The sequence below is a fragment of the Saprospiraceae bacterium genome (genome assembly GCA_026129545.1).
Taxonomy (GTDB): domain Bacteria; phylum Bacteroidota; class Bacteroidia; order Chitinophagales; family Saprospiraceae; genus M3007.
Genome location: JAHCHX010000001.1, coordinates 699,854 through 723,334 on the forward strand (window position 1 = coordinate 699,854; position 23,481 = coordinate 723,334).

The window sequence follows — 23,481 nt, forward strand, 5'->3', positions numbered from 1 at the left end:
AATGAAACGGATTTCCGCGACGAATAGTTGCAAAGTGCTTTTGCGAATCTTTAACCAACCTTTCCGCAACTACGCCCTTCTTCCGCCGTTTCTTTGCGTAAAAATCATAAAACATGAAAAAACTGCTTGCTGCCCTTTTGACCATTTGTTCGCTGAATGTGCTCTTTGCCCAAAGCGGAAAAAACCCCGCACCGGCTCCCCCCGCCGCGCCCGCTGAAAAAAGCGACCCGGAGGCGAAAAAAATCCTCGATAAAATTCGGAAAAAATACGAGGGATATAAATCGCTTGAGGCATCTTTTGCCCTCACCATCGAGCTTCCCGGGCAAAAACAGGAAGTGCAGAAGGGCACCATCGCGCAAGAGGGCGACACCAAGTTTCGCCTCGACATGGATGACCAAATCATTGTGAGCGATGGCAAGACAACGTGGGTTTACTTGAAAAAAAACAACGAGGTTCAAATCAATGATGCCGACCCAAAAGACGCGGAGGGCGGCTTTCTCACCCCCAAAAGCCTTTTAAAACGGTATCAAAAGGGCGATTATCTGTACGCCATCACGGACAAAACGACAGAGGGCGGCAAAGTGCTGACGCACATCGAGTTCAAGCCGAAAGAGAAAAACTCGGAGTACTCAAAATTGCGCGTCAGCATTGACGAAAAGGGGGGGGCGGTGCAGAGCATGAAAGCTTTTGGCAAGGATGGCTCACGCTACACTTTCGCGGTGACAAAACTGACACCGGACAAGCAGTTTGCCGCTAACCATTTTACGTTCGACCCCCAGAAATATCCGGGCGTGAAAGTGGAAGACCTTCGTCTTTGAAAAAAAATTGCCACGGTGGCGCAATGACGCGAAGGAGGCGAGCGTGAAATTGAGATATTTTTCGTCTCTAATTTTCCTCTCCCGACGCAGGTGTCTCATTTTCTTATCGCCTCCACCGGGTCCATTCGGCTGGCTTGCAAGGCAGGAATGAGACCCGACAGCACTCCCACCACCACAGAGGTCAGCACGCCGATAAGCATATTGGAGAGCGACAGGTGAATGTCGAAATCAATGACAGCCGTGATGATTTCGGTGATAGACCAGATAAGCAGCAAGCCAAAGGCTCCGCCCACCACGCATAGCACGATTGCCTCAAAAAGAATTTCCAAGAGAATAAACCAGCGTTTGGCCCCAAGTGCCATTTTGATGCCGATGATGTTGGTGCGTTCCTTGACGGACACGAACATGATGTTGGCTACCGAGAACATTCCCACTAACAGGGCAAACACCCCGATAATGAAACCTGCCATGTTGATGACTCCAAACAGGCTGTCGAAAAGGCCGCTCAATATGGTCAGTGTGTTCAATGCAAAATTGGTCTCTTCACGCGGTTTCAAGCGACGCTCGGAGCGCAGCACCCCCGTGATTTCATCTTTCAAGTTTTCCAAATCAACACCCTCTCGCGCTCTCACGCCCAAACTCGTGGTGCCGGCCCAAGGGCCTTTGGCTCGCACATTGAATCCGCGACGGGCAAGGGTGTAGCCGATGAGCACGACATTGTCAAAGTTCATCACTTTCAGGATGTCTTTGCCCGACTTTTTCACCACGCCAATCACTTTAAGTTTCCGGCCACTTATGTTGATGTCCTTGCCGATAGGGTCCACATTTTCCCCAAAAAGGCTTTCTGCTACCACCGCTCCCATGATGCACACATCGGCACCGTTGTAATATTCTGCTTGTGAATAATAGCGCCCATCGCCGTCAAATTCCAATCGAAAAATCTCCGCGCAATCCTCCGTCACGCTCATGAACGGCACCCCCTCCACACTCGACGAGCGCCACTTCACCGTCTTGTCGCCCAGATATTGCCAAAGCCCTACTTGAGAGGCGCCTTTTAGTTTGGCGCGCAATCGCTCGTACTCCTGAAACGTAAAATTGGGGCGACGCATCCATTTCCAGAAATTCTGGCCCGGGTCTTCCGTCCAAGAGAATTTGCTTAGGTAAATCACGTCATTTCCCAATTTGGCAAGACTGCCCCGGATGTTGTCCTCCAAGGAGTTTACGGCGCTTTTCACCCCGATAATGCAGAAAATGCCAATCGTGATGCCGAGCAGCGATAGGAAAGAGCGCAGCTTGTTTGCCATCAATTGTTGCCAAGCTTGGGCAGCGCCTTCAGAAAGGATGCGAATGATTTGCCTCATAAAGTCAAAAAGCAGTGAAAGAGACGTGCGACGTGAGGAATTTCACACATCAAAAGTAGGTGTCAGCACATTGGCAAACATGGCGATTCGATAAAAACCCGAAGTTTTTCTACTGAAAGATTGGTTGGAGGCGCTTATTTCTTCACGACCTTACTGCTATTTATCTCTTCGGCGCGAAGTTGCACGCTTGTTTTCGTGCTGTTGTCGTGGCTCCATCCGGGTGGGCCAAACACATACCACAACTTGTCCCAAACGTTGATGCCCTTCCTGCGCAGGTCTTTCACTATTCCCTCCCATTCATGCAAGACGAGGCGCAGCGCGTTGGGGCGTTCAATCGGCTTAGTCAGCCCGTAGCGAATAGGTTCGTATTCTCGTTCCTTCAATTCTGGCTGGAATGTGCCGAACATTCTATCCCAGACAATGAGCAACATGCCGAGATTGCGGTCGAGATAGAGCGTGTTGGATGCGTGGTGCACCCGATGGTGAGAGGGTGTCACGAGGATATATTCGAGCCAACCCAATTTGCCGATGTGTTCCGTGTGCACCAGGATGCCCCAAATTTGGGTGGCAGAAAAAACAAACACAATATCAAGCGGCTCAAAGCCCGCCAACGCGAGCGGTATAAAATAAATGAAGCGATAGAGCGGCTGAAATACCGATGAGCGAAAACCCACCGTCAAGTTAAATTTTTCCGATGAATGATGTGTCACATGAACCGCCCAAAAAAAACGACTGGCGTGGTCCACTCTGTGGAGCCAATAAAATAAAAAATCCATGCCCACCACCAACCAGAACCAATACCAAAAAGAGGATTCTATGCGAAAAAACTGCAAGTCGTGAAACCACGCAAACACCAATACATATCCTCCCCTGAAAAACAGGTCAATACCGCTATTCAGCAACATGAGGTACAAATTGTTCAAAGTATCGCGCCATGAATAGGAAGGAGTACGCCTAAAATGGCTCAATGCCACCTCCAAGCAGATGACGACGATGTAAACAGGCGCACTGACAAGAATTAGGATTTGTTCACGAAGAGCTTCCATGTGTTTTCAAATCGCAATTATGCGACGGCATTTTTTATCACGTTGAGCAGCAGCCATCCACTCACCGCCAAGAGGATGAGACCCGCCACGCGCACAATCTTTTCCGGCACACCCGGCTTCAAGTATTTGCCAATCCTGTGTGCGAGCAGCACCTTCACCAAGTCAGTCAATAACACCACCGCAAGTGTGGCGATAAGAAAAACCTCGGCATAACGTCCTTCAGATGGGATGGCTTCCGTCTGCACCAACGTGGCCAAACTGAGCCAAAACAGCCAGTTGGAAGGGTTTGCCATGTTGATAAAAAAACCTTTGAGGAAAGAATATCGGCGTTTGGCAAGCGGCTCGTCGGCACCTTCCATTAACATTTTGCGCTTACGCGGCCAAATCGCGGAAAGACCGAAGCCGAACAGCACCAGACCACTCACCAATCCCATGCTCGACTGAAATGCTTCCAAGCGGGCAAACGCGGAGAGTCGAGCCGCACTCCACCAGCCTCCCGCCACCAGCGTGGCATCGCTGGCAAAAGCCCCGCCGATGAGGGCGATACCGTTGCGCCAGCCTTGACTGAGCGTTACTTTGAGGCTCACAAAAAAAAGCGGGCCTAACAACAAACCGTAAGCAAGCCCCGCCAATGTTCCTTTGATAATTGCTTCCATGCCGTGTGTTTTCGGGCACAAAAGTAGCGAACAAATGCGCCGCAAGAGCACAACCAAAATTTAACGTGTGGTTAAAAAAAAAAGGGGTGTGCCACAAGTCATTGAAACTTACGGCACACCCCTGAAATTCCTTCATAATCCTCAACGATACACCATCACGTCGCCTTTGTAGAGAATTATTTCTCCATCAATGAACTCGATTTCAGCGTAATAGACAAACACTGCGGGAGTTGCTTTGTCTCCCTTCACGGTGCCATCCCAGCCTGAATTGAAGTCATTGGGTTGGAAGTTGTATCGGTCGAACACCATGCTGCCCCAGCGGTCGAATATCTGGAAAGCACGGATATTGACAATCTGTGACTCATCGCCAAAAATGTAGAACATGGCATTCTCGGTCGGTGAGTCAGGCTTGAAGATGTTCGGGATATAGACATACCGTGTTTTGTCCACAATGACCAAACGGTCGTCCGAAGCTCGGCATCCGTTCGAGTCCACTACCGTGACGCGATAGCGGAAAGAATAGAAGGGGGTGAACTCCGTGCAGCCATCGCACAAGAACGAATCAAGCACGCCTGGCGGCGACAGGATGGTTTGAGCCACTCGGTCGGGGAAATTCACGATGTTGTCGAGCGAAAGCGAGAGGCTTTGGCCAAAACGCACGGTGGTATCTTGGCCCAAGTTCACAATCAACTCTTGTGGTTCAAAGACTTCAAAGGTTGTCACAAATTCGCAGCCATTGGCATCCTCTATCATCAAGGTATGTGTGCCCGGAGGCAAGCCAGTGAACAAAGTGCCTGTCGTGAAAGGTTGGTTGTCAACCGAGTAAACGAAAGGCGGCGTGCCGCCTTGCACCCCTGCAATGGCTAAGGAACCGTCCGTGAAGCCGAAGCAGGTGACATCGCGCACTTGTTTGTCCACGCCCGAAGGTGTGGCTGGATTTACTTGCACCTGCACGTTTTGAGCAGTGGTGCAACCATTGGCCGTGTTAGTCACCACCACCGTGTAAGTGCCTGCTTGGCTCACCTGCGGTGTTTGTGTGCTAGCCCCCGAAAGGATATTGCCATTTTGAGTCGTCCATTGGAACTGATAGCTGCCTGGTGTTGGCACAGATGCTTGCAAGCCGACTTGTGTGGTGGTACAATTCAATTCGCCCGGCGTGCCGACATTGACGGTAGGGCCTTGTGTGTCGCTGTTCACGGTTGCTCCGGTCGTGGCAGTGCAGCCATTCGGAGCAGTGGCCTGCACGGTATAATTTCCTGCCACAGTGACGGTTGGGTTGGGCACAGTGGAAGTGAAGCCGCCCGGTCCTGTCCAAAGCCAAGTAGCGTTTGGCACGTTGGAGGATGCTGCGGTCAACTGAATGCTCGTGACCAAGCAAGTGATGGTTCCCCCCGTGACGCTTATCTGCGGGATACTTTGGTCGGGTTGCACTTCTGCTGAAGCCACCGATGTGCATCCATTAGGCCCGGTGGTCGTCAAGGTGTAAAGCCCTGTTTGCGACACGGTGGGATTTTGTTGGCTGGAAGTAAATCCGCCCGGCCCTGTCCACGAATAAGTGACACCTGGTGTGGAAGAACTGCCCGTCAAAGTGCCTGTCGGGGAAGTGCACGACAAGATGACACCTTGCGCGGTAGCGCCCGGCAGTACGACATTCTGTTGTACGTTGATGGAGAACGAGGATGTGCACCCACTTGTAGCCGTTGCCACCACAGTGTAGTTGCCCGGCACACTTATTTCTGGGTCTTCCGCAGTAGAGGTGAATCCTCCCGGCCCTGACCAAAGATATGTGACATCCACAGGGTCGGAAGTAGTCTGCAACGTGACGGATTGCACGGAACAAGTCAACGTGTCGGCTTGCACGAGCACGTTCGGTACCGTTGGGTCTTGCGTGACTGTGGTGCTTGCTTGTGAAGTGCAACCATTGACGGGGTTGGTCACGACCAAGATGTAATCGCCGGCGTTGGTGACCGAAGGATTCTGCTGGCTGGAGGTAAATCCACCCGGACCTGTCCAACTGTAAGTGACGCCAGGGGTCGTGGAGTTGCCCTGCATGGTAATGGTCGGGAACGTGCAATTCAGCAAACCACCGGCTGCCGTCACGCCTTGCGGCGCTTGAATGTTCTGTGGAACCGTCGAGGAGGGGGCCGATATGCAACCGTTAAGTGCCGTCACGGTATAGAAATACTCACCCGGAGTGGACACCGTAATGGCGCTGTTCGTGGAGTTAAACCCTCCAGGCCCTGTCCATACGCCTGTGGCGCCCGGTGTTGTGATGGTGCCCGTAATCGTGACTTCGGTCACTGCGCAAGTCAGCGTGCCACCGCCACTCAACGTCACATCGGGCGAGTCGGTGTTTTCTTCAACCGATGCGGTGGCAGTGGAAGTACAGCCATTTTGTCCTGTGACTGTGAGAGTATAATTGCCCGGAACAGTAGTTGTCGGATTTTGAAGCGTAGAACTAAAGTTGTTTGGCCCGCTCCAAAGCCAAGTCACGTTGCCAGTGGGTGAATTGCCAGTCAATGTGGCTTGGCCGGAGATACAATCTGTCGTGTCGCCTCCTGCTGTCGCGCCGGGCAAGGTAATGTCTTGGCTAACATCCACAGAAGCAACGGAAGTGCAACCATTAGGCCCGGTCGCCGTCACCGTGTAGGTGCCGGGGGTCGAGGCATTGGCTGTCGGCGTGGTAGCCGTAAAGCCTCCCGGCCCTGCCCATTGATAAGTTGTTCCGTTGGTGGGCGAAGAAGCCGTCAAAGTGGTGCTCAAATCGTCACAATCGAGATTGTTGGAAGAGACGGCATTGGTGCCCGGCTCGACGGCATCAAGCACGACTGTCGCAGTCGTGGACGAGGTGCAACCATTCGGGCCTGTCACCGTGAGCGAATAGGTGCCAGCCTCCGTCACAGGTGGGTCTTGAAGCGTGGAATTGAATCCACTCGGGCCTGTCCACGCGAAAGATGCGCCGCTTGTTGCAGAGCTGCCATCGAGGTTGATGGTGGTAATGATACACGTCAGTGTACCGCCTGCTGCTGCCACATCTGGTTGTGTAATGTCTTGGCTGACGTTGACTTGAACTTGCGATGTGCAGCCATTCTGCAATGTGGCAACCAGCGTATAGAGGCCGGGTGCGGTGACAGATGGGTCTTCAACCGTGGAAGTGAACCCACCCGGCCCGGTCCACGACAGGCCTTGCAAAGTAGAGCCAGCCGTGTTGACCGATGCTTGAATATTGACCGACGTTGCAGCGCAAGTCAACACATCTGGTGCGGAGGCTTGTAATATGGCCGTGACCGTATCAATTTGAACGGTTGCCGTGCTGGTACTGGAACAACCGTTGGTTGGGTTGGTGACGGTCACAATATAATTGCCATTCAGAGAAACAGTTGGGTTTTGAGCACTGGATATGAAACCTCCCGGCCCCGTCCATGAATATGAGACTCCACCCGTCTGCGAATCGGCACCGATAACAACTTGTGGGCTGGAACAACTAATAGTGTTGCCCGTGGTGGAAGCACCGGGCGCTTGGGTATTTTGGTCAACCGTCACAGTCGTATTGCCTGTGCATCCGTTGGTCGTGTTTGTCACCACCAATGTGTAATCACCCGGCACATTGACGGTCGGGTTTTGCTGGTTGGAGGTGAAGCCCCCGGGGCCTGTCCAAGCGTAGTTGACGGTCTGATTGGAAGAGCCATTCAACACGATAGAGCTTACCGCACAAGTCAAAGTGCCAGTGGTGGATGCCGCTGTGGGTGCATTTTGGTCTGCTGCTACCGTAGTGGTCGCGGTAGAGGTGCAGCCATTGGTTGGGTTGGTGACAACAAGCGTATAATCACCGCTGCTGGTCACATTCGGGTTCTGCTGGTTGGAAGTGAAGCCGCCTGGCCCCGTCCATGCAAAAGAGACACCGTTAGTCGGGGAGCCTCCGGTCAGTTGGAAAGATGGAGCGTTGCAGGTAAGTGTGCCGCCTGTGGCGGTAGCACCGGGTGCTGTGGTATTTAGATTCACGATGGCGGTGGCTTGAGCCGTACAGCCGTTTGAGGGATTCAAGACTGTAAGTGTGTAGGTGCCATCAAGTGTCACGACGGGGTCCTCTTGGTTGGAGGTAAAGCCTCCGGGACCCGTCCAAAAAAGGGTGATGCCTGGAGTGTTCGAGCCGCCATTCAAGGTGACAGAGCCATTGGAACAAGTAATAGTGCCTCCAGTCGCGCTCGCGTCCGGCACGTTGGCATCCGGTTGCACGACGGCGGTCGCTGTGGAGGTGCAGCCATTGGTGGGGTTCGTCACCGTGAGCGTGTAAGTGCCTGTGGTTGTGACCGTTGGATTCTGTTGGTTGGAAGTGAAGCCACCTGGTCCTGTCCATGCAAACGTAGCGTTGGGCGTGTTTGAATTGCCTGAAATAGTGGTACTCGAAGTCGCGCAGGTAATAATGCCACCTGTTGCCGAAGCATCTGGTGCCGCGAAATTGCCATTCACGGTAGCGGTCGCGGTGGAAGTGCAGCTGTTGGCAGGATTGGTCACTGTCAATGTGTAGGTACCCACAGTGCTGGCGGTTGGGTTTTGTTGGTTGGAGGTGAAGCCACCCGGGCCTGTCCAACCAAAGGTAACGCCCGGAGTAGCCGAACCGCCCGTAAGTGAAATAGACTGCGTGGCACACGTCACTGTGCCGCCGGAAGCAGATATATCTGGGGGGGTCGTGTTGCCCGTCACGTTGACTGAGGCAGGAGCCGTGCAGCCATTGGCCGTACTCGTCACCACCACATTATAGGTTCCCGCTGTATTGACTTGCGGGTTCTGGGCGGTAGAAGTGAAGCCTCCCGGGCCCGTCCACGCATAAGTGACACCCGTAGCGGGGGTGGCATTAAGGTTGACATTGGGGGTTGGGCAGGATATGGGCCCACTCACGGTAGCGCCCGCAGCGGGAGGTGTGTTGTTCAAATTTACGGTCGCCGTCGCGGTCGCCGTGCAATTGTTGGAGTTGTTGGTGACCGTGACGGTGTAAGTGCCAGCAGTGTTCGTGTTCGGATTTTGGAGTGTGGAACTAAAACCACCTGGGCCTGACCATGAGTAGGTGACACCCGTCGTAGGGGTTGCTTCCAATGTCACAGATGGCAATGCGCAGGTGATGGTGCCTCCCGATGCCGTCGGCGAGGGGGGGGGTACGTTGCCTGTCACGTTTGCGGTAGCTGTGTTGGTGCAACCATTGCTGGCGCTGGTGACGGTGACGACGTATGCCCCTGGCTGATTCACCGTCGGGTTAGGCAAGTTGGAGGTAAAACCTCCCGGTCCTGACCATGAGTAAGTGGGGTTCGTGGCGTTGGTATTTACGGACAATTGGACTGAACTCGCCACGCCACAGCCCAAAATACCGCCGCTTGCTGACACGGTGGGTGGGGTCAAATCGCCTCCAATTACAATAGTGTCATTTGCGACACAGATATTGCCACCCGCCGAGGCCGATACCTGCAAGGTGTAGGTGCCGGGCTGTGTCACGGTGAAAGTATTGCCAGTGCCCACTATTTGACCGATAGAGTTTCTCCAAAACTTGGCACCCGGAGAGGGAGCCGAGCTCAACAAGACAGAATTGTTGGTGCATGTGATATTCCCTCCACCGAGAATCTCCGCAACAGGGCTAAGCAAGAGAATAGAGAAGTTGATGATGCTGTCGCATCCTTGATATGAGTCACATATTTTCTGAAAGTTGCCGCCGTCGCAATACTCGTCGCCACACACGACGTAACAACTGCCCGCACATACTGTCTGTGGTGCCAAGTTGCGCACAATGGGCGCTTTGACGGTAATCGTTTGCCGCACGATGCTGTCGCAACCTTGATAAGAGGTATAAGTGTGGGAGTAGGTATTTGTGCCCGGTATGCCAGCCAGCTGGCCCCATGGAAGCAAGTAAGGCGCATCTTCGGCACAGACTGTTTCAGGAGGCAGTTGCGTGTCAGGTATTTTCTGGATTTGAATGGTCCGGCAGACAAAAGGATTGTCTTGGTCGCATGAGTTAATGGGTTGCACACACACCTGAAACGATGTGGGCGGCGGCGCGTTGGTGGGGGCGGTTATGGTCACCACATTGCCAGTGGGAGCGAAAGTCTGAACGGCGCCTCCCAAGCCATTGATGATGGCACCTCCGGTAGCAGTCCAGTTGTAACCACCCGCGCCATTGACTGGCGGAATGGAGACCTGTATTTGACCACCCGGGCAAATGGTGTTGGGCGCGCTGATAGGCCCTGCATTGCCCACGTTCGGTGCTTGTACTGCCGAAGGGGGGGCTACAGTTATGAGAAAATTGCATTGGTCTCCGGCGTAGCCGTCAATCAACAGAAAATAGTTGACCCCGGGGGTCAGTGTAGCAGTGATGGAAACAGGAGTGTTGCCACCGCCCGCGTTGCCGCCATTGCAAGCAATCGGGTTTGCATAGCAGCTCTGGTAGAGGGCTATTTGAATGCCGTTGCCAGTCTGGCACCCCGTTGGCGTGGCAGTAAAGGTAGCGGCGGGAGCGCCTGCTATGAAGCCAAGCCACTGCTCATTTTCAATGGTGCCACAAAAACCCGGAGGGGTTTGACCTGTGTAGCCTTGCGTGGTGCCTGAATATCCATTGAAGTTGCAGTAAATACAGGTGCTTTCACAAAAGTCTGACGCCGGGAAATTGTTGGATGGGCAGGGGTCAGGTATTTGAGCCTTCAGCAAAAAAGATATTGAAAGCAAAACACATAGTAAGAGTAGTTTTTTCACCATGAAATCGGCAGTTTAAAACGTTTGAATATGGGTTGACGACCGAACGCGAAGAATCTTTCGCTACCGGACGATGAGTGCCGCTAATGACGGAGAAGATTTTCTCGGTTTGCAAATAAGGTTGCACTTTAATGGGATTGCATTTCACAATCGGTAGGGGGATAAAGGCAAACAGCGATTAAATCTGTAAGCATTGGGAAGGCGCGTGTTTGAAAGCAATTAAAACGAGGCACAAAGAAAGGAAAAATTTTATTTTGAATTCGCCTTTCGTTGCCGTTTTAACTATTTGTTCCAACCTTTATTTACTCATGTTATTCACAAACAAAGTTTGAAAATTTTGTTCAAAAACGCCCAATCGAATTTTTGAGAACAAAATTTTAAAAGATTTAAAGCCCACTTTTTCAACGAAAAACAGTCACATCGCCCGAAAAAATTTCCTGTTGCCCATCTATGAAACGCACCAACGCATACCATACATAAACACCCGGCAGCACGTCTTTCCCTCGATGTCGCCCAATCCAGCCCACCCCGGGCGTTCCCGGCTGAAAATCAAGCGCCTCATACACTTGTTCACCCCATCGGTCATAGATTTTGAACACTTCCACCTCTGCCACATCCGTCCCTCCCAGCACTTGAAAAATACCATTTTCCGCACTGGTAGGCTTAAAAACATTGGGCACATACACACGTCGTTCCTTCGTCACCCGTATCAGCACCTTGTCGCTTGCCACACAGCCGGTTGTGTCAGTCACTGTCGCGCTTACTTGCAGAGATTGAAGCGGCAAAAAATGTTGATATTCTTTGCCTGCCGCCGCCGAATCAAGCAACGGCCCCCATACAATGGTATCTAGGCCTGTCAGCGAGACAGTGAGCGATGCTGTAAGATACACAGAATCGCCCAACGCTGCCTCGATTTCGTCACCAAGCTCAATTTTTAATTCGGGAGGCTCCGATATGGTCAGTACCTGTGTAGTGAATTCACATCCATTGGCGTCCATCAGGGTCACGGTGTACGTCCCTGCTTCGAGGTTTTTAAAGACCGGATTGGGACTGAACATGCCATTGTTGAGCGCATATAGCAAGGGCGGGAAGTTGGTAAAGGCCGAATCAATGCTAATTTGACCATCCCTGTCTCCGTAGCATCGAATGTTGGTCACTGAAATAGCCTCCACTCGCGGCGGGTCAATGTCCAATACCAGTGTCACGGTGTCGGCAGCAAAACAATCCGCCGAATTGCTCACGCTCAAAATGTATTCGCCTGCGAAGCTGGCAAAAATTTGGGCGGTCGTGCCTACTGTGTCGCCGTTTAGCAGCCAATGATATTGGATGCCTGCGCCAGTGCTGGTGTTCGGCCCACCGAGCAACACGGCTGCTTGGTCGCAATTGAGGGCGCGGTCGTTGCCCGCATCGGCTACGGGCTGTGGGAGCAGCCGGATAGTCACGGTTTCCTCGTCGTTTGGGCAAGGCGGTTGTGCTGACAAAGTGTAGCGAAAAGTATAAGTGCCTGCTGCCTGACCACCTGTTTCAAAGGTGCCGGTTTGGGCGTTGAACGCACCGGGTGACGAGGGCACGGCGGAAGTCTCCGTCCATTGGCCGCCAAAGTCAGCATCGGTGAGGAAGTTGACAAGCTGCAACGGGAGGGCGGCACCCTCGCAAAGTTCCACGGCGGCATGGGCTGTGCCTGCCGATACAGGTTGGCTCACGCTGACGGTGGCAGACTGAGAGAGCGCGGCGCTACACGTCGGCACTGTGCCATCAACAACCTCAATCAGGGTGTAAGTGGTGGCTATTGTCGGTGCCACTTGCAGCGTCGCAGGCTGTGTGCTGCTGATGAGCAATGTGTTTTGAGTGATGCCATCCGAGTAAGTCACTTGAAGCGGAAAGGCTCCGGTGCCGCTCAACAACAGCCCGACCGAGTCGCCGCTGCACACCGCTGCATCGCCCGACAGAGTAACCGTCGGAAGTGGTTTCCATTGAATCGGGGTGCCGGGAGATACGGAAAGGCAAGGGTCGGTCAATTCGACCGTGCCGCTGACATTGTTGCCGGCGATGGCCGAGATATAGTAGGTGATTCCCGGTTGGAGATTGCTCGAAAAGTCGAAAACAGGTTGTGTGCTTACTGCCAGCACATTGCCCACGGAAGCGCCCGGTTGGTCGTGCAAGATGAACTGAACCATATCGTCCGCATCGAATGTCGCATCGTTGTTCCAAACGGCGGTGGCGGGAGCGGGAGGGCAAAACAAAGCCGGCGATGTTTGCATGGTGCCTGCGTCGGTAGTGCATTCGCAAAAATTCATGCCTGACAATGAATGGCTTGCGCACCCATTCGCGTCCACCACAGAGAAGGTGTAGGGAGCGTTGTTGGGCAACGGCACGGAGTTGAAATCATTGCCGACAAAAGCACCGTTCAGTCCTGTCACCAAGTAGGGAGCAATGCCACCACTTACCGAAAAACCAATCGAGTACGCCGTATTGGTGCCATTGCAAATCTCGGTTAGGTTGCTCACGGATGGTGACTCGTTGAATGTGACCATCAATCCATCAGCGCCCACACAGGCACCATTCGTCTCTGTCCATTCAAAAGTGTAAGTGCCCCAAACCGTGACATAGACCGTGGTGGAAATACTGTTAGGAGATGAAAAAACCGCTATCGCCGGCCCTGACACTTGCGACCACGTTCCCGGGAAACCATCTGAAATCCCTTGAAGCGCGAGCGTGCTGTCACAAACGACCGCATCGGCAGCAAGTGCGGGTATAGGTTTTTTCCAAAAAACCACTGGCTGACCTTTCGCCACGGAAAAACAAGGGTCGGCAGGGTTCGGAAAGCCATTCAGGTTGTTGCCAACGACCAGCGAGATGTAGTAGGTTTGGCCTAAGTTCATGCCATTTTGAAAACCGAACAAGCCCGAGGTGTTTTGCGCAAAAATTTGTCCCAACGCCGTGCCTGTTCCATTGTGCAACACATATCCCGTGACATCATTGGCATCCAAAGTGGGGAGCAACAAGTTCGGCGCGGCCTGAACGAGTTCCCCCTCGCACGCGGTCAAAGTATCGGGGCGCATACTCCCGGCATGAGTGGAACAAGTGCATCCGTACACCCCCGTCACCAGTGGCATGGCGCATCCATTGGCATCCACCACTTCAAAAGAATAAGCCTGTCCGTTGGCAAACAAAGCGGAAGTGTAGGTGCCGCCTGTTGTCAGTTCGCCATTCACGCTGTAAGGTTGGTTTCCGCCTTCCATGAAAAGCGTGATGGAGTAATTTTCGTTCACATTGTCGCAAGTGCGCAGCAAGTCGGTCAGCACGGGCGAGTCATTGAACTGCAATGTCACTTCGTCGGTGCCGAGGCATCCATCCACATCAGAGGTCCACGTCAGAACGTAGGTGCCGAATGCGGAAACCGTCACGACGGCCACCGAATCATTGGGGTTGCTAAACAGCACCGTTGCGCCCGGCGGTGCGCTACTCACCGACCACACGCTCGTGCCGTTCACGTCCTCGGCGAACATCTGCAAAACCAATCCACAAGTGTCGCGGTCATCACCTGCGTTTGACACGGGGTTTTGGAAAAAAACGACGGGCTGACCCGCCGCGACGGAGAGGCAAGGGTCGTCGGGGTCAGGGAGACCGCCCAAACCATTGCCCACCACAAAAGAGGCGTAATAGTTCTTGCCGTAGATCATACCGTCCTCAAAAACAAAAACGCCAGTGGTGTTTTGCGCAACGACCCCGCCCAAAGAAGGCCCTGAGTTTTCATGCAACACAAACGACCACACATCATTGGGGTCGAGGGTTTCGCCACCCAGATGCTCCACGATGGCACTGTCTCCCTCACACACAGTGATTGGTGCCGGATTCATGGCACCCGCGAAGCTGATACAGGCACAATCAACCGAGTCGTTGAGCAAAGGCGAGACACAACCGTTGGCATCTTCGATGTAGAAAGAATACGACTGACCGCTCGGTATGGGGTCTGAAACAAAGTTGCTGCCCGATATGGTGCCTGCTCCCAGTACGATGTAGGGTGCCACGCCTCCCAAAATAGGAAATGACACGGTATAAAATTCTCCCAATCCGTCGCACGCAATTTCAATTGGGCCTGCTATGGGCGTTTCCCGAAAATCAATCAGCACGTCACTGCTATCCGCGCAAATGCCATTGGTCTCTGTCCATCTGAAAAGATATTGACCGGGTTGGCTGGCCGTGACGCTCGTCGCCGCCGAATCAGGGCTGGAAAAAACGACCGTGCCGGGGCCAGATACAAGCGCCCAACTACCCACGCTACCCGACACGCTTTTGATGGCTTGCAAAAAAGCTGTAGAGTCACACTCCGCGTCGTCAGCCCCCGCGTTCGCTACAGGCAACTCGTTCACCGTCACTGTGAGACAATTTTGCAAGCTTGTGTCGCAGCCATTGCTTGCCATGGCGCACACATAGCTAATGGGCACATCTCCCCACTCCACCACGACGGTTTCCGTGTGCTGCCCCGACACGATGGTGCCGCCAGTGGTTTGCCAGACATAAAAACTTGCGCCGGCGACGGGAGCGACCGTGTAGGTATGAGTCGCGCCTTCGCACACATTGCCAACGCCTTGCACAACGGGAACAGCAGGCGTTCCCTGCTGCTGGGAAATCGTCACGTTCACGCAGTTGGAGGTGATTTTTCCGCAAAAAGGCGGTTGGTTGGAATTGAGTTGGATGGCCAACTCCACAAGGGTCAACACCCCGTTGGGCGGCGGCAGCAGGCTCGACTGCGCGGTGAGGTACGACATTCCACAGACCGTGTAGTTGCCCGGCGGGAAAGCCGTCAGGTCGGGTTGCATCTGATATGAAAGGAGTACGCCACCCGAACCGCCCACCAGATAGGTGTAGGTGTATTCCGGTGTGGGCGGCAGCGCGTTGGGTGGCACAAAAGTGGGGGGCAAATTCAGATTGAGCGACGCATCGCCCGCACAAGCCGACACGTCCGGCTGAAGCAAGTTGCCCGCGTTGGCTGCGCAATTGACACATTCCACCCCGACGGCATCGCAGAAAATGATTTCAAAACCAAGCAAATTGCCCCCGTGCGTTGACTGCAAATCCGAAACGCTCAGCGTCCATTGACCATTCACGGTGCCGCCGTTGAAGTCTTCAAAACAACCGCTCGCGGGATGGTAGGAGCCTGAATAATTGCCAAAAAGCCCCCAGTTTTGATTATTGCTCCACTGCCCGGCAAAGCCGGGGTCGGGGCTAGGGGGGGTGCCGCAAGGGAGGAAAAGCACGTTCCAAGTGGTGAAATTGGTAAAATCAAAAAAACCGGTTGGGCCAACCAATGTTACCGTTTGCCCGGAGGGAGAAGTCAGTGAAATTTGCAGGTCGCCGAGGTATTCGTGGTCGAATTGCAGCCTTACCCCACAGATGCCTTGGCCATTTTGGCCCAAGACGGGATTGGAGGCGTTTTGTATTTGCACGGCAAAATTGCCCGTGAAGCCATCGGGCATTGCCAAAGGGCAATCGGAACAAGCACAAGGCGACTGTGATTGCAATGCCATGAAGGGGAGTGCGGCCAATAATAGCACCGCAACAAGTCGCGCGAATCGGCGCGGGAGGGTCGAGTTCAGATTCAGTAGATTAAACATCAATGGATAATTTGGCAAACACGCCTCTTTCCGTTGAAAAAAATTTATCGGCATCGGAAATTTTAACCAAATTCCAATCAATATTTGGAAATTGGTTTTTTCAAAAATCTCCGTAAAGTAATGACAAAATCACAATCTTTGCCCAACAACTGTAGCGCCATATTTCCGCACTTTCGCCAAAATTCGGCAAAACCCCATCTCGACTTTTGCGTTTCCCTGCTGAAATTCTCATCATCGCAAAATGAACTTCCGACGACTTTGCCTCTTCTTTGTGCTGCTTTTGGGTACTGCTTTTTCCGGTTTTTCGCAAACGATACCCTACGAGCCCGGACAAGTACTCGTCAGCCTCCAACCCGGCCTTTCGCCCCAAAACCTTGCCTTGCGCTTGGAACGTCAATTGGCCGTCCCTCCCATTACGACAAATAAAGTGTCCACGTTGCTCAACGTTTGGATTTTTGAAACATTGGCAGGAGGCGAGCTCAAAAGCTTGGATTGGCTGCGCGCTCAACCAGAAGTGCGACAGGCACAATTGAATTTTTGGAGCGAAGAACGAAACGACACCTCTTCACTCCCTTACCCTTACAAACTTATCCCCAACGACCCTCTTTTCCCACAACAATGGCAATATATCAATACTGGCTCGAATGGCGGAACACCCAACGCCGACTTGGATGCTGACCTTGCCTGGGACATCGCCACGGGCGGCCTAACCCCGGCCGGCGACACGATTGTGGTGGCCGTCATTGATGGCGGTGTTGACCCCAACCATCCCGACCTCTCGCCCAACCTTTGGAGAAACTGGGGCGAAATCCCCGGCGACGGCATTGACAACGACAACAATGGCTATGTGGACGATTTTCGAGGATGGAACGTCTTTCAGAACAATGACAACATCACTGGCAACAGCATGGGGCACGGCACACCCGTGAGCGCCATCGTGGGTGCCAGAGGAAACAATGCCGTCGGCGTGACGGGAGTCAACTGGAATGTGAAAATCATGTTCGTGGCAGGCGGAGGCACTCAGGCCAATATCCTCGCTGCTTATGACTATGTGTGGCAGGCCCGGCGACGCTACAACCTCAGCAATGGCCTTCAGGGGGCTTTTGTCGTTGCGGTGAACAGCTCTTTTGGCTCCAACTACGGCCAACCCTCCAACGCGCCACTTTGGTGTGCCATATACGATTCGCTGGGGCAAGCAGGCATCCTGAGCGTGGCTGCCACCGCCAATATCCCCGTCAACGTGGACGTGGTGGGCGACCTCCCCACTGCCTGCCCGAGCGACTTTCTGGTGTCGGTGACCAACCTGACGCGCAGCGACGAAAAAGCCCCCAATGCGGCTTGGGGAGCCAAGCACATTGACTTGGGCGCTTATGGCCAGGAGGTTTATACCGCAGGGTCTAATAGCTCTTACGGGACTTACTCCGGCACTTCATTCGCCACGCCACACGTCAGCGGGGCTATTGGTCTGCTCTACGCAGCACCCTGCCCCAATCTGATTGCCTTGGCCAAAAGCGCACCCGCCACCGCCGCTCTGTGGACAAAAGAACGCCTGCTGAACAGCACCACTCCCAATGCCGCCCTACAAGGCATCACCGTCACGGGCGGGCGGCTCAACCTCTACTCGCTTTTGCAGGACTACGAAGACCAATGCAGCCCCTGCCCACACCCCTTTGCCATGCAGGCGCTCGATGTGACGAGCCATTCAGCCTTTATCAAGTGGTCGAAAATAGCAGATTTTCAAACCGTTCACCTGCGTTGGCGAGCAGTCGGCACCACCAGCTGGAGCATCGCGGCCAATGTGTCGCAGTCTTTTTTTTTGTTGGAAAATTTGAAAGCTTGCACCCAATACGAGTATTCGCTCATCGCGCTCTGTACGAGTGGCCTCACCAGCGGCTGGTCGCCTCCCAACTATTTCAAAACCGATGGATGCTGCGAGCCACCCGCCTCGCTTTGGACGACTTCGGTGGGCAACACGAGCGCGAGCTTTGCTTGGAGCGCCGTCACAGCAGCACAAGGATACCGATTGCGCTTGCGCGCGACAAATGGCAGTTGGGAAATCCACGACATCGGCAACAATCTTGCTTTTGTGGTGAGCAACACGCTGCCCTGCACAGAATATGAAGCGGCGGTGCAAACCGTATGCGATACTGGCTCTACCGTTTTTTCCGCGTCCATTTTTTTCAAAACCACTGGCTGCGGCTCTTGTCTTGATGCCGATTATTGTAGCGCCAAAAGCCAAGATGCCACCGCTGAATGGATTGCGAATGTCAGCATCGGCGATTGGGAACATAACTCTGGCAATGGTGGGGGGGGCTACCAGAATTTCACAAACTGTTTGTGTCCGAGACCCCAGTTTTCCCCGCTCCTTCCTGTGGGTGTCACCATCACGCCCGGGTATCAAAGTCTGCCCTACAAAGAGTTTTTTAGAATCTATATTGACTTCAACATGGATGGCGACTTCGACGACCCCGGCGAGTTGGCCTTCGACCCGGGCTGGGCCTCCGACGAGGCAGTGAGCGGGTTCATCGTGCCGCCCGATTTTGTCAATTCTGGCCTGACTCGAATGCGGGTGATGATGAAGTTCAGGGGTGTCTCTGGTGACTCGCCTTTGCCTTGTGAGACTTTCCAATTCGGTCAGGTGGAGGATTATTGTGCTGAACTATTGACTTCTCCCGTCTCCGTCGAGGTGCCGCGTACCCAACAAAAGCAATTGTCGGTTTATCCGCTGCCCGCCGCCGATGAGGTGTGGCTGGGCTTGCCCGACGGCGTTTCTGGCTCATGGGAAATTGTTGTTTGGGATGTGATGGGGCATCCCATCCATACATCTTCCCAAGCCATGCAAGACAAAGTTCCTTTGCGTCTCTCACTGGCATCGTGGCTTGCGGGCGTTTATTGGGTGCGGCTCTTTCAAGGCGAGCAAGCCTATTCAGGTCGAATTCTGAAACAGTGAGCAAGCGCGGCGGATATGCCGCCCCGGCCTGATTACCGTTGTTTGGTATCCCTGCTAAGGGAGGGGGCGGCGAAGATTGTGTGGCCGCGCACTCCGCCGCTTGTTGTTGGCCGGACACCAACAACGGCAAATCGAATCAATCGTAAACCGCAAATCGCAAATCAAACACCGTCCGCTGCGCTTGGTCGTGCAAGCCCTCAAACCAGTCACAACCTATCAAAATCTTTGAACAGCGAATACTGCACCGCTTCGGCCTTCGCTCGATATTCCTTCCATGAGGTGTCGAGCAGATTGTTCACTTTGCTCACGAGTTCATCGGTTTCGCGTTTAGCCTCCGCAATGGCGATTTGTGCCGTGGCGTTTGGAGCGCCTTGCCCGCCGTTGATGTAGCCCATTGCTTTCCAATACCGCGCGTTGAGCACATCCGGGTTGCGCTGGATGCCTTTTACCTCCTTGTGCGTGAAAAATTGTTCTTTCAGGTTGCTGATAGAGTCTTTCAATGCTTTGCCCATTTTGTTTACTTCTTTTTTGAGGCTATCGGGCACGTTGACGAATTGACTTTCCACCAGCCCAATGGTTTTTTCGGCTTCTTTCAAGCGTTCGTACCCCTTGTTGGCTCGCTCGATGGTCTGGTGCATATCGCGGATGGCGGCGGTCTTGGCTTCGCGGTCGCGGGTAGTGACGTTGAGGCGAGGGTCGTCGAGCACGCGCACCTGTATAGAGTCCTGATAGTCCATGTATTTCACCTTTACCCAATAGGTGCCGGGGCCGACTTGGGGGCCGCCGCCGGGTTCGAGTTGGTCTTTGTCAGGCTCGTTTTTGGAAGGGAAGCGCACGCCCTTTGTGTCCATATTCCAATAGATGGAGCGGGTGAAAAGGGTGTCGAGCTCGGTCTTGAAGCGGCGCAAGGTGTCGCCGTTCGTCGAAAGCACGGTGATGACGGCTTTTTCCTTCTTTTTGCTGGCGGAGCCTTTTTCGTCCTTTTTCTCTTCGCTCGGCTCTTTGTCTCCGTCTTCTTTCGAGGCTTGGGCAGCAGCGCCGAGACCGGGCTTCACCCACACGGGTATGCGCACAGATGTGCCTTTGTTTTCCGCCGAATAGGCGGCATCCACCGCAAAACGCGGCCCATCGAAGGAGCGGTATCGGGCCAAAATGCCTGGCTGTGCGGGGAGGAGTTTGAAAGGCTGGGCAAGCATATTGCCATTGGAGCGGGCGAGTTCGCGCAAGGGCGATAGGTTGTCGAGAATCCAGATGCCGCGCCCGAAGGTGCCGAGCACCAAATCGCCGTCGCGCTGCTGGATTTTCATGTCGAAAATCGGGACTGCGGGAAGGCCTTGCCTGCCGTCGGCATGAGCGGAGCTACCCGGCCACCAGGTCCAATTTTCGCCGTAGTCAATGGAAACATAAAGTCCTTGGTCGGTGCCGAGAAAAATCAGGCTGGGCACTTCGGGGTCTTGCACGACTGACAAAGCGTAATTGCCGTTGTTAAAGTCATTGGGGTTATTGCGGTCATTTTTTGAATTGCTTGAATGACCTAAATGGCTGCTTCGCAAATTACGCGGACTTGCGATTCTTTTCCATGTTTTCCCAAAATCGGTGGTGTGATAGAGGTAGGGTTGCCAGTCGTTTTGGCGATAGTTGTTGAGGGCCACGAAGGCTTCGGCGGCGTTTTTTTGCCCCGGCTCGATGGCTGGTATCCATGCGTTTTTGGGTGCGCCGGGTAGTTTGGAAGCAAAATTCTCCCACGTTTTGCCGTTGTCGCGGGTGAGTTGCACGTTTCCGTCGTCAGTGCCGACCCACACTACGCCGGGCTGCACGGGCGATGGTGCGATGGCGATGATGGTGCAGTGGTTTTCGGCGCTGGTGGCATCGAAAGTGAGGCCGCCGGATTCCTGCTGCTTCATTTTCGAGGTGTCGTTGGTGGTGAGGTCGGGGCTGATGATTTGCCAATTTTGACCCAAGTCGGTGGAATAATGCAGGAATTGGCTGCCGAAGTAAATCCCGTGTGGTCGGTGTGGGTCTTGGGCGAGGGCGGCGTTCCAGTTGAAGCGCAGTTTGGCTTGGCCGTCGGGATGCAGCGGCTTGAGGTAGCGGGTGTCGCCGGTCTGGCGGTCAATGAGGCCGAGCTCGCCGCCTTGCGACATGGCGAACACATAGCGCGGGTCGTCTTTGCGCGGCATGGTCTCGAAGCCGTCGCCAAAATAGACCTCCTGCCAGTCGGAGTTGCGGATGCCGCCCGATTTCCACACCGCCGAGGGGCCTACCCACGAGCCGTTGTCCTGCAAGCCGCCATAGACGTTGTAGGGTATTTCGTTGTCGGTCTCGACGTGATAAAACTGGCCGACGGGGATGTTTTCGGCGTAGCGCCAAGTTTTTCCGCCGTCGAGGGTGATGTTGAGGCCGCCGTCGTTGCCGTTGATGATGTAGTTGGGGTTGTCTGGCGAAATCCAGAAGGCGTGGTGGTCGGGGTGGATGTGCCAGCCCGCCCAAGTCTCGAAGGTTTTGCCGCCGTCTTCGCTGCGCGAGATGTAGGTGTAAATCGAATAGACGCGATTTTCGTTTTTCGGGTCCACATAGATTTCGGAGTAGTAGAAAGGTCGGTCGCCCATGCCCTTGTCGGCCATTTTTTTCCATTTTCTGCCGCCATCGGTGCTTTTGTAGAGTGCGTTGTCTTTGGCTTCCACGAGCGCGTACACCACATCGGGGTTGCTTTTGGCAACGGCAAGGCCCATGCGGCCGAGTTCGCCTTCGGGCAGGCCGTCCTTGTCGGTGCGGCGTTCCCAGGTCTCGCCCGCGTCGTAGCTCACATAGAGGCCTGAGCCTTTGCCACCGCTTTTGAAAAACCAAGGCCATCGTTGGTATTCCCACAAGGCGGCGAAGAGTTTGTTGGGGTTTTGCGGGTCGGCCACGAGTTCGGCACAGCCTGTCAAATCGTTCACAAACAGCACTTTGCGCCAAGTTTTGCCGCCGTCGCTGCTTTTGAACACGCCGCGTTCGGCGTTGGGGCCGTAGGCGGAGCCGAGCGAGGCCGCAAAAATCACGTCGGGGTTGTCGCGGTGCAACACGACGCGGTGGATGGTGCGGGTGTTTTGCAGGCCCATGCACACCCAGTCCAGCCCGCCGTTGATTGTTTTGAAAATGCCCGCGCCGAAATTCTGGGAGTTGCGGGGGTTGCCTTCGCCAGTGCCGACCCAGATTTCGTCGGGGTTGCGCGGATGGATGGCGATGGAGCCGATGCTTTGCGTCGGAGCGTTGTCGAAGATGGGTTCCCATTGGGTGCCGCCGCTTCTGGAGCGCCATACGCCGCCGGACGCTGCTCCGGCATAGATGACTTCCGGCCGCACGGGGTCAACGGCGATAGCGGTGATGCGCCCCGACATGGCGCCGGGACCGATGTTGCGGATATGGAGGGTTTTTAAAATCTCGGCATCGAGTTTTTGGGAAAAAAGGCCGCTTGCGAGGCCGCTTAGCAAAAAGGCAAGTGTGATATGCTTCATCCAAAAATTGATTTAGTTGGGGCAAAACTGCAAAATCATGCGCAAAAACGAGTGTTTTTCGATGAAAGGGCGTGTCGCGTGAGCTATATGCCTAACTTTGGCACATGATTCATTGGCTCCTCAACTTGTTTTGCTCTTTTTTTCACCGGCTAAAATTTTTTTTCAACATGAATAATTTTGTGCTCGACCATCATTTTAAAGTGGAGTGGGGCGGCAGTCGAGAAGATTTCACGGAAGTGCACGGCTTGACTTTCCAGCGCGAGGTGGTGCTTTTCCGCGATGGCGCTCAACTCGATGCAAATGCGCGCAAATTGCCGGGGGCGGAAGAGGTGCGCAACGTGGTGCTGCGCCGATATTTGAAAAAAGGCGACTTGGAAATGTACCAATGGTGGAAGGAGCAGGCTGCTCAGGAAAGTCAGCGGGATGTCGTCGTCAGTCTGCTCAACAAGCATCACGAGCCTGTTTTTGTCTGGAAATTGCGCAACGCCTTTCCTGCGAGAGTTTCCTATTCGCCGCTCACGGCGTCGAAGGCGCAGCCCGTCGTGGAGGAGGTAGAGTTGGCGTTCGACTCGATGGCGATGGAAGCAAGATGATATACTTCGCGCCGCCAGGTTTTGGGCGTGGCTAAAAGCGCATTCTGTTCAAAATCACGGCATCAATCAGGGTGAACTGACAGATTCTATCGAATCAAGGTGTGCTTCTGAGCGTGCACAGCGCACGAGTCATTCACCTGTCATTTCACCCCGCATTATTCCCAACTGACCGCACAAAAATTCACATTCGCTTCACTTGATGTGTGG

9 protein-coding genes are annotated in these 23,481 nt (G+C 54.0%); 3 read left to right on the forward strand and 6 right to left on the reverse strand.

Features of this window, described 5'->3' with window-relative positions; all coding sequences use genetic code 11:
* The first annotated feature begins 113 nt into the window (after window positions 1-113).
* A complete protein-coding gene (locus KIS77_02505; protein MCW5921186.1) occupies window positions 114-818 on the forward strand; it encodes an outer membrane lipoprotein carrier protein LolA in 705 nt (234 codons plus the stop codon).
* A gap of 95 nt (window positions 819-913) precedes the next feature.
* Here KIS77_02505 and KIS77_02510 read toward each other — a convergent pair whose 3' ends face one another.
* The 5 genes from KIS77_02510 to KIS77_02530 all read right to left on the reverse strand — a co-directional run bounded on the left by KIS77_02510 (window position 914) and on the right by KIS77_02530 (window position 16,234).
* Window positions 914-2,179, reverse strand: a complete 1,266-nt coding sequence (locus tag KIS77_02510; protein ID MCW5921187.1) for an ABC transporter permease — start codon at window positions 2,177-2,179, stop codon at window positions 914-916.
* Between the two features lie 134 nt (window positions 2,180-2,313).
* Entirely contained in the window at window positions 2,314-3,225 is a 912-nt protein-coding gene (locus KIS77_02515) for a sterol desaturase family protein (protein ID MCW5921188.1), read from the reverse strand.
* A 17-nt stretch (window positions 3,226-3,242) separates the two neighbouring features.
* Window positions 3,243-3,881, reverse strand: coding sequence for a LysE family transporter (locus tag KIS77_02520; GenBank protein ID MCW5921189.1), 639 nt, complete (start codon window positions 3,879-3,881; stop codon window positions 3,243-3,245).
* 141 nt (window positions 3,882-4,022) lie between these two features.
* The gene (locus tag KIS77_02525) at window positions 4,023-10,619 is read right to left on the reverse strand and encodes a gliding motility-associated C-terminal domain-containing protein (GenBank protein MCW5921190.1); all 6,597 of its coding nucleotides are present in this window, start codon (window positions 10,617-10,619) and stop codon (window positions 4,023-4,025) included.
* 398 nt (window positions 10,620-11,017) lie between these two features.
* Window positions 11,018-16,234 carry a proprotein convertase P-domain-containing protein gene (locus KIS77_02530; GenBank protein MCW5921191.1) on the reverse strand — a complete coding sequence of 1,739 codons (5,217 nt, stop codon included), beginning with the start codon at window positions 16,232-16,234 and terminating at the stop codon, window positions 11,018-11,020.
* Window positions 16,235-16,475: 241 nt separating this feature from the next.
* Here KIS77_02530 and KIS77_02535 point away from each other — a divergent pair, with 241 nt between their 5' ends.
* Window positions 16,476-19,184, forward strand: coding sequence for a S8 family serine peptidase (locus tag KIS77_02535; protein MCW5921192.1), 2,709 nt, complete (start codon window positions 16,476-16,478; stop codon window positions 19,182-19,184).
* Between the two features lie 206 nt (window positions 19,185-19,390).
* Here the strand turns inward: KIS77_02535 and KIS77_02540 are convergent, their stop codons facing one another.
* Entirely contained in the window at window positions 19,391-22,681 is a 3,291-nt protein-coding gene (locus KIS77_02540) for a hypothetical protein (protein ID MCW5921193.1), read from the reverse strand.
* A gap of 167 nt (window positions 22,682-22,848) precedes the next feature.
* On the opposite strand from KIS77_02540, the gene KIS77_02545 reads away from it, so the two are divergent.
* Entirely contained in the window at window positions 22,849-23,274 is a 426-nt protein-coding gene (locus KIS77_02545) for a phage tail protein (GenBank protein ID MCW5921194.1), read from the forward strand.
* Window positions 23,275-23,481: the final 207 nt, after the last annotated feature.